General features: G+C 67.9%; 13 protein-coding genes. 9 read left to right on the forward strand and 4 right to left on the reverse strand.

The window, feature by feature from the left end:
- Positions 1–55: 55 nt before the first annotated feature.
- Positions 56–1,087, reverse strand: coding sequence for an RHS repeat-associated core domain-containing protein (locus ACIRG5_RS15865; protein ID WP_402905229.1), 1,032 nt, complete (start codon positions 1,085–1,087; stop codon positions 56–58).
- Entirely contained in the window at positions 1,057–1,551 is a 495-nt protein-coding gene (locus tag ACIRG5_RS15870) for an RHS repeat domain-containing protein (RefSeq protein WP_402905231.1), read from the reverse strand. Before ACIRG5_RS15870 ends, ACIRG5_RS15865 begins: the two co-directional genes overlap by 31 nt.
- Before the next feature lie 62 nt (positions 1,552–1,613).
- Here ACIRG5_RS15870 and ACIRG5_RS15875 point away from each other — a divergent pair, with 62 nt between their 5' ends.
- Positions 1,614–1,787 carry a hypothetical protein gene (locus ACIRG5_RS15875; protein WP_402905233.1) on the forward strand — a complete coding sequence of 58 codons (174 nt, stop codon included), beginning with the start codon at positions 1,614–1,616 and terminating at the stop codon, positions 1,785–1,787.
- An 85-nt stretch (positions 1,788–1,872) separates the two neighbouring features.
- Here ACIRG5_RS15875 and ACIRG5_RS15880 read toward each other — a convergent pair whose 3' ends face one another.
- Positions 1,873–2,790: a LysR family transcriptional regulator gene (locus ACIRG5_RS15880; RefSeq protein WP_402905235.1), complete on the reverse strand. Its 918-nt coding sequence runs from the start codon at positions 2,788–2,790 to the stop codon at positions 1,873–1,875.
- 81 nt (positions 2,791–2,871) lie between these two features.
- Here ACIRG5_RS15880 and ACIRG5_RS15885 point away from each other — a divergent pair, with 81 nt between their 5' ends.
- The 6 genes from ACIRG5_RS15885 to ACIRG5_RS15910 all read left to right on the forward strand — a co-directional run bounded on the left by ACIRG5_RS15885 (position 2,872) and on the right by ACIRG5_RS15910 (position 9,514).
- Positions 2,872–4,356 (forward strand): aldehyde dehydrogenase family protein, encoded by a 1,485-nt coding sequence (locus ACIRG5_RS15885; RefSeq protein WP_402905237.1) that lies wholly within the window; start codon positions 2,872–2,874, stop codon positions 4,354–4,356.
- Between the two features lie 43 nt (positions 4,357–4,399).
- Positions 4,400–5,497 (forward strand): NAD(P)/FAD-dependent oxidoreductase, encoded by a 1,098-nt coding sequence (locus ACIRG5_RS15890; protein WP_402906167.1) that lies wholly within the window; start codon positions 4,400–4,402, stop codon positions 5,495–5,497.
- Between the two features lie 8 nt (positions 5,498–5,505).
- Positions 5,506–6,624, forward strand: a complete 1,119-nt coding sequence (locus ACIRG5_RS15895) for a Glu/Leu/Phe/Val dehydrogenase (RefSeq protein WP_402905239.1) — start codon at positions 5,506–5,508, stop codon at positions 6,622–6,624.
- The gene (locus tag ACIRG5_RS15900) at positions 6,621–7,706 is read left to right on the forward strand and encodes a CaiB/BaiF CoA transferase family protein (RefSeq protein WP_402905241.1); all 1,086 of its coding nucleotides are present in this window, start codon (positions 6,621–6,623) and stop codon (positions 7,704–7,706) included. Before ACIRG5_RS15895 ends, ACIRG5_RS15900 begins: the two co-directional genes overlap by 4 nt.
- 1 nt (position 7,707) lies before the next feature.
- Complete coding sequence (locus ACIRG5_RS15905) at positions 7,708–8,868, forward strand: acyl-CoA dehydrogenase family protein (protein ID WP_402905242.1); 1,161 nt, start codon at positions 7,708–7,710, stop codon at positions 8,866–8,868.
- Between the two features lie 103 nt (positions 8,869–8,971).
- On the forward strand, positions 8,972–9,514 hold the full coding sequence (locus ACIRG5_RS15910; protein ID WP_402905243.1) for a TetR/AcrR family transcriptional regulator: 543 nt from the start codon (positions 8,972–8,974) through the stop codon (positions 9,512–9,514).
- Here ACIRG5_RS15910 and ACIRG5_RS15915 read toward each other — a convergent pair.
- Entirely contained in the window at positions 9,511–10,206 is a 696-nt protein-coding gene (locus ACIRG5_RS15915) for a peptidylprolyl isomerase (RefSeq protein WP_402905245.1), read from the reverse strand. The two genes, ACIRG5_RS15910 and ACIRG5_RS15915, sit on opposite strands and share 4 nt — an antisense overlap.
- Before the next feature lie 399 nt (positions 10,207–10,605).
- Here ACIRG5_RS15915 and ACIRG5_RS15920 point away from each other — a divergent pair, with 399 nt between their 5' ends.
- Together ACIRG5_RS15920 and ACIRG5_RS15925 are read left to right on the forward strand one after the other, a co-directional pair.
- On the forward strand, positions 10,606–10,806 hold the full coding sequence (locus ACIRG5_RS15920; protein WP_093596979.1) for an antitoxin: 201 nt from the start codon (positions 10,606–10,608) through the stop codon (positions 10,804–10,806).
- Between the two features lie 98 nt (positions 10,807–10,904).
- Positions 10,905–12,941: an NACHT domain-containing protein gene (locus ACIRG5_RS15925; RefSeq protein ID WP_402905247.1), complete on the forward strand. Its 2,037-nt coding sequence runs from the start codon at positions 10,905–10,907 to the stop codon at positions 12,939–12,941.
- Positions 12,942–12,971 lie beyond the last annotated feature (30 nt).

Genomic DNA, 12,971 nt, shown 5'->3' on the forward strand with positions numbered 1-12,971 from the left:
CTACCTCCAACTCCGGTGCCGCGACTGTCTGTCTGTCACCTATCGCCCGACCATCTCACCACCACCTGCGGTGCCAGTTCTTCTGACCCCACTTGTGGTTGCGGTAGACGACATACGGTCCCTTCTTGGCATGTTTCGCGACGTTGGCGTGTCTCCCCGGAGCCGCCGCGTTGAGGCGACGGATCCCCCAGACGCTTCCACGACCTCCGATCGCACCGAGGCCGGTGTCGACCGCGGCCTCCTTCCACGACCAGCTGCTCTTTCCGGCGTTCGTGGACGCATAGCCCGCGAACCCGGCCGCCACACCGACCGCGATACCGCAGACGACCGAGACACCACAGGCCGCGACACCGACAGCACCCGCGACATACGCCCCGACCTTGCCGATCAGGCGGATCGTGTCCTCGTTGCGGTGGTAGAACCGCTTGGCCGCACCAGCCGCCTTCCGGATGCACTTGCCCCACGAGAACGGGCTCCACGAGCACTTGCCGTCGAGGTCCAGCTCGTTGATCGGATTGCCGTTGGCGTAGTCGTAGTCGTTGGCGGATCCGCCAACGACCGGGTCGACGGACAGGAACCGGCCGAGCAGCGGGCTGTACGGACGGGCGCCCATCTGCACGATGGCGAGCGCACCCGCGTGTTCGTACAACCGCTGGTGCTGACCGAGCCAGCCGTTGTCCATCTGGCCGGGCATGTTGTCCGGCACGTTGTCGGGGTCAACGGTGCCCTCGGTCGTCAACGGCTCGCCGAACGGCGTGAACGTGCGCAACGCGCCGACCTGGGCGCAGGTCTTGCCGGTGGTGAGGCTGAGGTCGCCGCGCACCGACGGTTGGTCGTACGACCTGTCGTCACCCTTGATCGTTAGCAGCACACCGCCGGGCAGCAAGATAGACCGCGTCAGCAGCTGCTTGTTCGTGTCGAGCACGAGGTCCGCCGGGTCCGCGCCCACCGACTTCACGCCGAGGTTGCGGGCCACCGTGTCCCACGAAAGGTGCGTCGTGGAGTCGGCAACGGTGTACTCGGTCGTGTTGCCGTGCTTGTCGTACTTGACGTTCGTCACCGCGTTGGCGCCGACTGTGCCGAGCAAGCGATCGGCCGTCGTAGCAGTAACAGGTCTCCTGGACACCTGCCGTCGTCTGATCCAGCAATCGCACGCGGGTTGCCGTTGAGACCCGCGTTGCCGGCCGCACCTGCCACGCACCCGGTCGGGGCGTTCGAGGCGAAGTCGTAGACGCAGTTCGGCCCGCCAGGCCGTGCGTCCACACCACCGAGGCTCTCGTCGACGATGGTGCCCGCACGGGTGCGGGTCACCGCCGACACGATCTCAGCGCCGGTGCTGGTCCGCCACCTGTTCGACGTCGCCCGGCCGGCGGCGTCCTTGCCGATCGACACCAGCGAGGAACCGTTGGCGTAGTCGACCGACGAGATCTCACCCGCCGCGTCGTAGGTGACCGACGTGAGAGTCTCGCCGTCGAGCGACACGGCGAGCAACTTGCCCGAGTCGTCGTACGTCGACGTCGTGGTCTGCGCACCGCCGTTGGGCAGGTTCACCTTCTCGGAAGTGGAGCGACCGGCCTGGTCGTACTTGGTCTCCGTCCGCGCCGTGCACGTCGGTGTACTCGACGGTGCGGCCGAGCAGGTCGACCTTCGTCGTGACGGTGCCGTTGTGGTCGGTCACCGTCGACGCCAGCGGATCACCGTTGACCGCGTGGTTGGTCGTGACGACCCGTTCGCCCGCCGCCGAGTTCGCCGGGAACTTCATCGAGACGATCCGGCCACGCTCGTAGTAGGTCGTGCTCGCGTGCCTGACCGGTTCGTCGCATCCGGCTGGCAACAAGCGCGCCGGGCCAGCATCACCGGACCGTCCATCCGTCATGGCTGGCTTATGTAGCCACCCACGGTGTTCTGGCAGACCTCCCGCAGCGCGGTCACCGCGTCGCGCAGCAGCGGGTTGGTGTTCGCGGTGCGGTGCACCACGTGCACGTGCCTGCGCAAAGGTTTGTGGCGCAACGGCATCGCGTGCGTGCCTGCCAGCTCGCGGTAGCCGAGCGCGGGCACGAGCGCGACGCCGACGCCGGCCGCCACGAGCGACTGCACGACCTCGTAGTCGTTGCTGCGGAAGGCGATCTTGGGCGCGAACCCCGCCGCCGCGCAGAGGCGGGTGAGGCAGACGGCGCCGGAGGTGCCGTCACGCGAGGCGATCCAGCGTTCGTCCTTGAGGTCTTCGAGCCTGACGTTGTTCTTCGCGGCCGGGTGCTCCGCCGGAACCATCACCAGGAGCGATTCGTCCAGCAACGGCACCACGGTCAGTTCTTCCGGCCACGTGCGCGGCACCAGGTCGTACGCGTACACCAGCGCGAGGTCGAGCTCACCGGCCAGCACGAGCGGCAGCACGTCGTCCGGTTCCGCCTCGTCCAGGCGGATCTCGGCACCCGGCAGCTCCGCCTGCAGCCTCGCCAGCGCCTTCGGCACCACCCGCGAGCTCGCCGTGGGGAACGTGCCGATCCGCAGGCGGCCTCGCAGCCCCTGCACCATCGCCTTCACCTCGTGCTCGAACCCGTCGAACGCGGCGAGCAGTTCGCCGCCGCGGTCGGCGATCAGCAGGGCGGCTGCGGCCGGCCTGATCGAGTGCGCCTCGCGTTCGAAGAGCGTCACGCCGACCGCACGCTCGAACGCCGAGATCTGTTGTGACACGGCCGACGACGTGTAGCCGAGACGGCGGGCCGCCTCGGCGAAGGACCCCGCCTTCACGACCTCGACGAGCGTGCGGAGATGAACCGGGTTGAGCACCAGGTCAGCTTATGCTCGCCGTCGCGAGGTTTCATTCTGCAACCTCTGGCGCATCGGCAGCGCGCCTACCAGGGTGGATGCATGCCCTACATCTCCACGAACCCGTCGAACACCTCCGACGTGGTCGCCGAGATCGAGCTCGGGACCAGCCGCGACTTCGTGGCCGCCGCACAACGCGCCAAGGCCGCACAACGCGCCTGGGCACGTGTGCCCGCGCCCGTGCGCGGCCAGGTCATCGGCAACATCGGCCGGCTCGTCGAGGCGAACTTCGAACCCCTCTCCCAGCTCGTGACCCGCGAGATCGGCAAACCGATCGCGGAGGCCCGCGGCGAGGTGCAGGAGATCGTCGACACCGCCAACTTCTTCGTCGGCGAGGGCCGCCGCCTCTACGGGCAGACGGTCCCTTCGGAGATGCCGGACAAGCAGCTCTTCACGTTCCGCAACCCGGTCGGCGTCGCGGCGATCATCACCGCCGGCAACTTCCCGGTCGCCGTGCCGTCCTGGTACATCATCCCGGCGTTGCTCTGCGGCAACTCGGTCGTGTGGAAGCCCGCCGAGTACTCCGCCGCGTCGGCCCAGGCCTTCTACGACGTGTTCCAGGCCGCCGGCATTCCGGCCGGCGTGTTCGAGATCGTCTTCGCCGAGGGCTCGGAGACGTTCGACGGCCTTGAACAGTCGCTGCGGCAGGGCCTCGTCGACAAGGTCGGCTTCACCGGGTCCAGCGAGGTCGGTGTGCGCATCGGCGAACTGTGCGGACGCCACCTCCAGACGCCGTGCCTGGAACTGGGCGGCAAGAACCCGATGGTCGTCACCGAGGACGCGGACCTCGACCTGGCCGTGCAGGGCGCGCTGTTCGCCGGCTTCGGTTCCGCGGGCCAGCGCTGCACCTCGCTCGGCACGGCGATCGTGCACGAGTCGGTGTACGACGAGTTCCTGACCCGGTTCGTCGAGGCCGTCGCCGGCGCCGCCGTGGGCGACCCGGCCACCGACGTCCTCTATGGACCGTTGCTGGACGAGAAGTTCGCACTGGCGTACGAGAAGTACCTGGGCTGGATCGGCGAGCACCACACGGTGCACGGCCCGACCGGCCGCATCTCGGCTGCCAGCCCGCGCGACGGCTTCACTGGCGAGAACGGCTTCTTCTACCACCCCGCAATCGTTTCCGGTGTGCACGACGACGACGAACTGTTCCTGCAGGAGACGTTCGGGCCGCTCGTCGGCGTCATGAAGTACTCGGACCTGGACGAGGCGATCGAGCTGGGCAACAAGCCGGGTTACGGCCTGTCGTGCTCGATCTACACCACGGACCCGAACAAGGCCTTCCGGTTCCGCGCCGGCATCTCCGCCGGAATGGTGAGCGTCAACAACTCGACGTCCGGGGCCGAGGCGCACCTGCCGTTCGGCGGTAACGGCAAGAGCGGCAACGGCTCCCGGCAGTCGGGCGTGTGGGTGCTCGATCAGTTCACCCGCTGGCAGTCCATGAACTGGGACTACTCGGGGAAGCTGCAGAAGGCGCAGATGGACACTCTCGCGATCGAGGCGAACCTTGACTACCGCCTCGCCTGAGCTGCCTGCTCAAGCGGAGGTCGTCGTCATCGGCGGCGGGGTGATGGGCACATCCATCGCTTTTCACCTCGCCGAGGCAGGAGTCCGGGATGTCGTGGTCGTGGAGCGGGATGACCTGGGGTCCGGCTCCACCTGCAAGGCAGCGGGTGGAGTGCGCGCCCAGTTCTCCGACGAACTGAACATCAGGCTCGGAGCTCGATCCATCGAACTGTTCCAGCGCTTTCCGCAGCGCCCCGGGCAGGAGATCGACCTGCACCAGGTGGGCTATCTGTTCCTCCTCTCCTCCGACGACGACGTGACGGCGTTCGAGCGCAACGTCGACCTCCAGAACTCCCTCGGCGTGCGCAGTCGAATGCTGACTGTCGAGGAAGCCCGGCGGATGTCGCCGTTGATCGAGACGGACGGCCTGCTCGCGGCGACCTTCTCTCCAGACGACGGGCACTGCACGCCTGAGTCCGTCGTCCTCGGTTACGCCACCGCGGCCCGCCGATTCGGTGCCCGTCTGCACACCAGAACCACCGTGAGATCGATCGTAGGAACGGGGTCTGACACTTTTCGCGTCGAAACCGACCGCGGCGCCGTCTCGACGCCGAATCTGGTCTGCGCGGCGGGCGCGTGGTCGCGGGAGATCGGCGAGATGGTGGGCGTTGACCTGCCGGTTTCCCCGCTGCGACGACAGATCATGTTCACCGAGGCCATGCCGGAGCTACACGATCGGGTGACGCCGTTCACCATCGACTTCGGCAGCACCTTCTACTTCCACCGCGAGGGCCGGGGGCTGCTGTTCGGCATGTCCGACCCGGACGAGACACCGGGTTTCAAGCTGGACATGTCCGACGCGTGGCTGCCCAGGCTGACCGAGGCGATCGGAAGACGCGCGCCGAGGCTGCTGGACGTGGGCGTGCGCGACGGGTGGGCCGGGCTGTACGAGGTGACGCCGGACCACAATGCGCTGATCGGCTCGGCAGGCCGGTTCTTCTACGCCACGGGCTTTTCCGGGCACGGTTTCCTGCAGGGCCCCGCGGTCGGCGAGGTCGTGCGCGACCTCGTGCTCGGCCGCGAGCCCTTCGTCGACGTGTCCAGTTTGGACGCCTCCAGATTCGCCGCCGACCAGGCTCGGCCGGAACTCAACTGCGTGTGAGGACTGTGATGGACGTACTCGAGCTCATGGACGAGTGGGGGCCGGAGAAGGTCGTCTGCGTGTCCGACCGGCGCACCGGCATGAAAGGCGTGCTCGTCATCGACAACACCGCGCGCGGCATGGGCAAGGGCGGCACGCGGATGACTCCGAACGTGACGGTCGCGGAGATCGCCCGGCTCGCGCGCGTGATGACGTGGAAGTGGGCCGGGGTCGACCTGTTCTTCGGCGGCGCGAAGGCGGGGATCGTGTTCGATCCTTCCTCTCCTGGCAAGGAAGCGGCGCTGCGGGCGTTCGCGCGCAAGCTCTCCAACGAGGTGCCGCGCGAGTACGTGCTCGGGCTCGACATGGGCCTCACCGAACGGGATGCCGCGATCGTCCAGGACGAACTGTCGGACCGCGGCGCTATGATGGGCGCACCGGCTCAACTCGGCGGTCTTCCGTACGACGAGCTGGGCGTCACCGGGTACGGCGTGGCCGAGGTGGCGGACGAACTGATGGAGCTGCGCGGTAAACGCGTGGCGGTACAAGGTTTTGGCGCGGTCGGCGCCGCGGCGGCGAAGCGGTTCGCCGAACTCGGCGCGGTCGTCGTCGCCGTGTCCTCGGTGCACGGAGCGCTGGTCGACGCCGGCGGTCTGGACGTCGCACGACTGCTGAAGCTGCGGGACGAGTTCGGTGATCTCGCGGTCAGGGAGTACGGCGAAGTCCGCGAACTCGGCGCCGAACTTCGTGTGCCGTGCGACGTGCTGGTGCCGGCGGCGCTGCAGGACGTGATCGACGCGGAACTCGCGGGCGAGCTCGACACCACCCTGGTGGTCGAGGGCGCGAACCTGCCGACTTCCGCTGCGGCGCAGGAGGTTCTCGCGGAGCGCGGGATCGCGGTCGTGCCGGACTTCATCGCGAACGCCGGCGGCGTGGTCGCGGCGGCGTTCGCCATGGACGCGCGGTACTCGCCGTTCCCGGTGAACCCCGCGACGGTGCTGGAGGCCGTGTCCTCGAAGCTGAGGGCGAACGCGGCGAACGTCATCGTCGAGGCGAGAAGTCGTGGCACCACGACACATGTGGCGGCGCGCGAGCTGGCGCAGGAACGCGTGCTGGCCGCGATGAGGCTGCGGGGGCGGGTCGCATGAGCTCGCTCGAAGGCGTGGTGATCGCGGACTTCAGCCGGGTGCTGGCGGCGCCCTACGCGACGATGATGCTGGGCGACCTCGGCGCCGAGGTGGTCAAGGTCGAGCGGCCCGGCAGGGGCGACGAGACCCGCACGTGGGGTCCGCCGCACTACCAGGACGAGGCGACGTACTTCCTGTCCGTCAACAGGAACAAGACGTCGGTGCAGATCGACCTGTCGACGGAGGCGGGCCGGGAGAAGGCGCGCGAGTTGATCGCGCGGGCGGACGTCGTGGTCGAGAACTTCAAGCCGGGCACGATGAAGAAGTTCGGGCTGGACTACGAGTCGCTCGGGCGGGACGACCTCGTCTACTGCTCGATCTCGGGGTTCGGTGCGGGCAAGGGCGCGGACCTGCCCGGCTACGACCTGCTCGTGCAGGCCGTGGGCGGGTTGATGAGCGTGACCGGGCCCGGTCCGTACGAGCCGGTGAAGACCGGGGTGGCGCTGGTCGACGTGCTGACCGGGTTGCACGCGTGCGTCGGGATCCTGGCGGCGTTGCGGCACCGGGAGGCGACGGGGCTGGGCCAGCTCGTCGAGCTCGACCTGCTGACGGTGCTGCTGTCGAGCATGGTGAACCAGAGCGCTGGCTTCACGCTGGCCGGCTCGGTGCCGAAACCGATGGGCAACCGGCATCCGTCGATCGCGCCGTACGAGGTGTTCCCGACGGCCGACCAGCCGATCGTGCTCGCGGTGGGCAACGACCGGCAGTTCCGCCGGTTGTGCTCGGTGCTGGACGTGCCGGAGTTGGCCACGGACTCGCGGTTCGTCACGAACTCCGACCGGGTGGAGCACGTGGACGAGCTGTTCGAGGTGCTCGCGGCACGGCTGCGGACGCGCCCGGCGCAGCACTGGTTCGAGACGCTGACGCCGCTGGGCGTTCCGTGCGGTCCCGTCAACGATGTCGCGCGCGCGTTCGCGCTGGCGGAGTCGCTGGACCTCGCCCCGACCGCGACGATCGACGACATGACGCTCGTCGCGAACCCCATCCGCCTGTCGCGCACGCCGGTGACCTACCGGCTGCGCCCGCCGAAGCTGGAGCAGTGAAGTGCAGGACCCGTTGCAGTTGCTGGACATCCCGTCGTTGCTGGGCGACGAGGAGCGCGACATCCAGGCCACCGTCGCGCAGTACCTGACCGACCACGTCCGGCCGCACATCGCCTCGTGGTTCGAGGAGGGCATCCTGCCGCGCGAACTGGCGCAGGAACTCGGCAAGCTCGGCGTGCTGGGCATGCACCTGGAGGGCTACGGGTGCGCGGGCACGTCGGCGCTCGCGTACGGGCTCGCCTGCCTGGAGTTGGAGGCAGTGGACAGTGGCATCCGCAGCTTCGTGTCCGTGCAGGGTTCGCTGTCGATGTACTCGATCTGGAAGTACGGGTCGGAGGAGCAGAAGCAGGAGTGGCTGCCCCGCCTGGCCGCCGGTGAGGCGATCGGGTGCTTCGGACTGACCGAGCCGGACTTCGGCTCGAACCCGTCGGGCATGCGCACGCGGGCCGTGCGCGACGGCGCGGACTGGGTGCTCAACGGCACCAAGATGTGGATCACCAACGGTGGTCTCGCGGACGTGGCGACGGTGTGGGCGCGGACCGAGGACGGAATTCGAGGATTCCTCGTTCCTCGCGGCACCCCGGGATTCTCGACGCGGGACATCAAGCAGAAGCTGTCAATGCGAGCATCCGTCACTTCCGAGTTGATCCTGGAGGACGTGCGGCTGCCGGAAAGTGCCCGGCTGCCGCTCGCGACTTCCTTGCGCGCCCCGCTCACATGTCTGAACGAGGCGCGGTTCGGGATCGTGTTCGGCGCTGTCGGCGCCGCGCGGGATTCGTTGCAGGCGGCGCTGCGCTACGCCGGCACGCGTATCCAGTTCGACCAGCCGATCGCCGCGTTCCAGCTCACCCAGCGCAAGCTCGCGAGCATGACGGTGCAGGTCAGCAACTCGATGCTGCTGGCGTTGCACCTCGCGAGGCTCAAGGAGGCCGGCACGCTCAAGCCCGAGCAGATCAGCGTCGGCAAGTACAACAACGTCGAGTCGGCCATCGCGATCGCGCGGGAAAGCCGGACCATCCTCGGCGCGAACGGCATCTCACTGGAGTACTCGCCCTTGCGTCACGCGAACAACCTGGAATCCGTACTTACTTACGAGGGCACTTCCGACATCCACCTGCTATCCATCGGCCACGCGTTGACCGGAATCGCATCATTTCGTTGATCGTTCGCCCTATCCTGCACTCCGCAACGGGGTTCGCGGGTGGGAGGACGTTCTGCCGGAGGAGACAAACAGCCGCAGTGACGCGCGTCGCAACCGCAAGCGATTGCTGGATGCCGCGACGCACGTCCTGCGGGCTGAACCAGCAACGGCGACGATGCAGTCGATCGCGCGCAAGGCCGCGCTTTCGCAAGCGACGGCGTATCGGCACTTTCCGTCGGTGGAAGCGCTCGTGGTGGCCTACCACGAAGACGTCATGGCGTCGTTGGTCGAACACGGCGAACGGTCTCGCAAGACCGGCAAGGAACTGTTCGAACACCAAGCCACGCGCTGGGTGAAGCTGCAGAACCTGCACGGCCCGGTGATAGCGCGGTTCTCGTCGCAGCGAGGATTTCTGGAACGGCTGCAGTGCGGCGAGGCCACGGCAGCGTTGTCGTGCAGCGCGTGGGACCAGGCGTTGCGCGGTGTGCTGATCGACCTGGCGCTGCCGGACGCTTTGTTGAACGTGGCACGGTTTCTGCACAACGCGTTGTTCGCCCCGCGGGAGATCCTCGACCTGACGAAAACCGCCGGACTACCTGACGAGCAGGTGGTCCGGCGGCTCTCCGACGCGTTCTACGGCGCGCTCACGGGCTGGGCCTCGCACTAGATCCCGAGCGGGAGCACCCACTTCAGCTCGGACTTGACGTTCGGGCGGCCGTCGAGCGGGTCCTCACCGGCGATGCCACCGGCCGCGATCTTGTCCAGGGTCTTCAGGCCCTCGGGCAGGATCTGGCCGAACACCGTGTAGTTCGGACGCAGGATCGAGTCCGACTGCACCAGGAAGAACTGCGAGCCGTTCGTGTCGGGGCCGGCGTTCGCCATCGCGAGCGTGCCGCGCGGGTAGATGCGGCGCAGGCCGGTCGGGTCGTTCGGCGCGGGCTGCAGGTCGGTCGGCAGCTCGTCCTTGTACTTGTAGCCGGGGCCTCCCTCGCCCGTGCTGGACGGGTCGCCGCACTGCAGCACCTTGAGCGTCGGGTAGGCGGTGAGCCGGTGGCACTCGGTCTGGTTGTAGAAGCCGCGGTGCGCCAGGTGGATGAAGCTGTGCGCGGTGCACGCCGCCTTGGCGCGGTCGAGCACCAGTGGGATGTCGCCCTGACTGGTCTTCACCTTCACCAGGACCTTGCCCTTGGTGAACCACGGGTCCTGCGGGATCGACACCGGGCGAGCCGCGGGCTCCTCCGGGGTCGCGGTGTAGCCGCAGTCGGGCCGGGCCGTCTGAACCTCGGCGGACGCGGTGCCCGTCGTGATGAAACCAACGGCCAGCGCTGCCACTGCCAGTCCAGCTGCGATTCGCCTCATGCGCGTTTCCTAGTGCAGCATTGGTGGCCGGGCAAGTTTTAACGGATCACACGTTCCTGATCCCTTTTCCTTCTCGACGCAATGCTTGTACGTCGGCTGGCCGTCTGTGGCTTCACCGTGAGTGTGATCCTGCCGAGCGCGTTGGCGAGCATGGCGCGGTCCTTCACCGGCAGGTCCACGGTCTCGGACTAGGACGCACCGCCGGGGCACTGGGAGTCAGTCTCATCATCGCCACACTGACGGGCGCGAACACGTTGCAGGGGCTGGGAAAGGCCGAGATGGCGAGTGCGAGGGCGTCGGCGCGGCGCGGTGAGCCCGGTGGTCGCACTTCACTCGATCCAGCGACGTGTATCGGATCCAAGACCGGGTACCCGAACTACATAGGGAGGTAATGCAGTCATGGGATTCGACGAGTTGAAGAACAAGGCCAAGGACCTCATCGGCCAGCACGGTGACAAGGTCGATCAGGGTGTCGAGCGTGCGGGCCAGTTCGCCGACGAGAAGACCGGCGGCAAGCACAGCGAGCACATCGACAAGGGCGAGGACAAGCTCAAGGAAGGCCTCCGGAACTTCGGCGGCGAGCAGCAGCAACAGCAGTAGTCACGCGAGCAGCGTGGTTCGCGTGTGAGTTACGCCGGATTGGAATCACTTCCGCGATCCCGGCGACCCGGTTACCGTCGTTCGCCGGGATCGCGGAGGTGACGGTGGATCCGAGCGGGGTGACGAGGGCGGCACGGCTGACAGCGTTGGCCGCGTTGTGCCTGGTCACCGTTGTGTTACTGCTCCCGGCCGCAATCAGCGTGAGCACCGGTGGGCCCGTCCCGGGGTTCTTCGGCGATTTCGGCCGGTGGTTGTGGCCCGCGGTGGGCGCGATGGTGCTCGTCGCGATCGGTCTCGCGCTCTGGGAACGTGTCCGCGGTCACGAGACCAGCAACCGCGCCGCCGCGCTCGACCGGGTCGAGTCGCGGGTGAAGACGCTGCTGACCGCCTCGCTGGCCGCCCAGACGCAGATCAAGCTCGGTGTCCTGCAGCAGCCCAAGCTCTCCGTGCGGGTCGAGGGCGAGGAAATCTCCTCGCCGAATCTGGAAGCCGTCTACGACCGCCTCGGCCACAGCATGGTTCTGATCGGACCGGTCGGCAGCGGGCGGTCGACTTTGTTGCGCGAACTGTGTCTGGTGTTGGTCGAGCGGGCGCGCAACGACCCCGAGGCGCCGATTCCCGTGGTCGTGGACTTGGCGACGTGGCGTGCGTACGGCACTCGCAAGCCCACGGAGTTCACCGCGTGGTTGTTGAAGGAGTTGAACCGCCGTTACGGCATCAGCCGCTCGGCGGGCACGATCTGGCTGCGCCGCGAGCGCGTGGCCGTGCTCATCGACGGTCTGGACGAGGTGCCGCGTGTCGACCGCGCGCTCTGCGAGTCCGAACTCGCGCCGTTCGCCTCGGTCGTGACCTCGACGGACCCGATCGAGAACCTGCCCTCGGTGTTCGTCGAGCCGCTGTCGCGCGGTCAGGTTCTCGAGTACATCGCTTCGGTCAGCCCCAGGCTCGACAGCCTGGAGGCAGCGCTCACCCCGGCGATCTGGGAGCGGCTGGACTCGCCGCTGGCGCTGAACCTGCTGGCGCTGACGCACCTGGACAAGCAGGTCGACGCGATCGGCACCGACTTCGTGGGTTCGTTCGTCGTGGAAAGGCTTTCCAGCCAACGCGGCGCGGGCCCCACCATTCGCGCGTTGAAGCTCCTCGCACGGTTGGGGCGGCCGGACCTCGGCGCACCCGTGCACATGCCTCACCGCCGTGTGTGGCTTCCGCTGCTGCCGACGCGTCCGTTGTGGTTGCTGTTCGTGCGCGCGGTGCCTGCCGCATATGCCGGTGGGGTGTGCGCCGTTGCGTTCATGACGGGACTGCGCCTCGGATTGTGGCCCGCATTGGTGTTCGTGGTCGCCGCGTCTTCGTTGCTCGTATTGGTCAACAGACTGCCGCACGTCTTTCACCCGCCGGGACGCGCACACGGCATTCTGACTGCCGCACTGGGATTCCTGGCCGGAGCGTTCGCGGGATTGCTGGTAGGGCTCGCTGGTTTGTGGCTGGGCGGAATCGGCACGCCGTGGCCCTACCTCGTGGCGTATGTATTCGTGGTGGTGGCGTCATTCTTCTTGGCGTTGGGTTTTGTACCGGGTTCCGCTCCTGTGCCGTGGGCGGTGCTGATCGCCGCCGCTCCGGGTGTCTCGATGATCTGGACCGGCCCGTACGTGGTGCTGGCGGGCATGGGCGTCGGCTTCTCCGCAGGCGTGGCGGGCGGAGTTTTCGCCGCAGCCGTCGGACGTGTGTGGAGCACGGTGCGCCCGGTGCAACAGCAACGCATGCGTCTGGGGCGCCCGTGGTGGGTGCAGCCGGCTGTTCCGGTCCTCGGCACGGTCGGTCTGCTGGGTGGGATCGGCGCGGTGGGGTCCTGGGGAACCGCACTGGGAGTGGCACTGGGATTGCTGGTAACCCCGACTGCCGCCCGCGACTACGTCTGGCCGTTCGACGCGCTCGCCGAGGTCGCCGCGGAGGGTGTCACGCGCCCCCTCTCACTGGGCGAGTTGTCCTTCCGCCGCAAGGCTTTGCTCCACCTCGCACAGGACCGGCTGCTGCTCACCCGTGTCGACGGCGAGTACCGCTTCGCCCACGTCGCCCTGCGCGACCATTTGGCGTCGTGCGACCCGACAGCGCTGCTTCGAGCCACGCGTCGTTGAACCTTCACCATCTGCGGGCCGTACGGCCTG

It is taken from the genome of Lentzea sp. NPDC102401 (assembly GCF_044765805.1).
Lineage (GTDB): Bacteria > Actinomycetota > Actinomycetes > Mycobacteriales > Pseudonocardiaceae > Lentzea > Lentzea sokolovensis.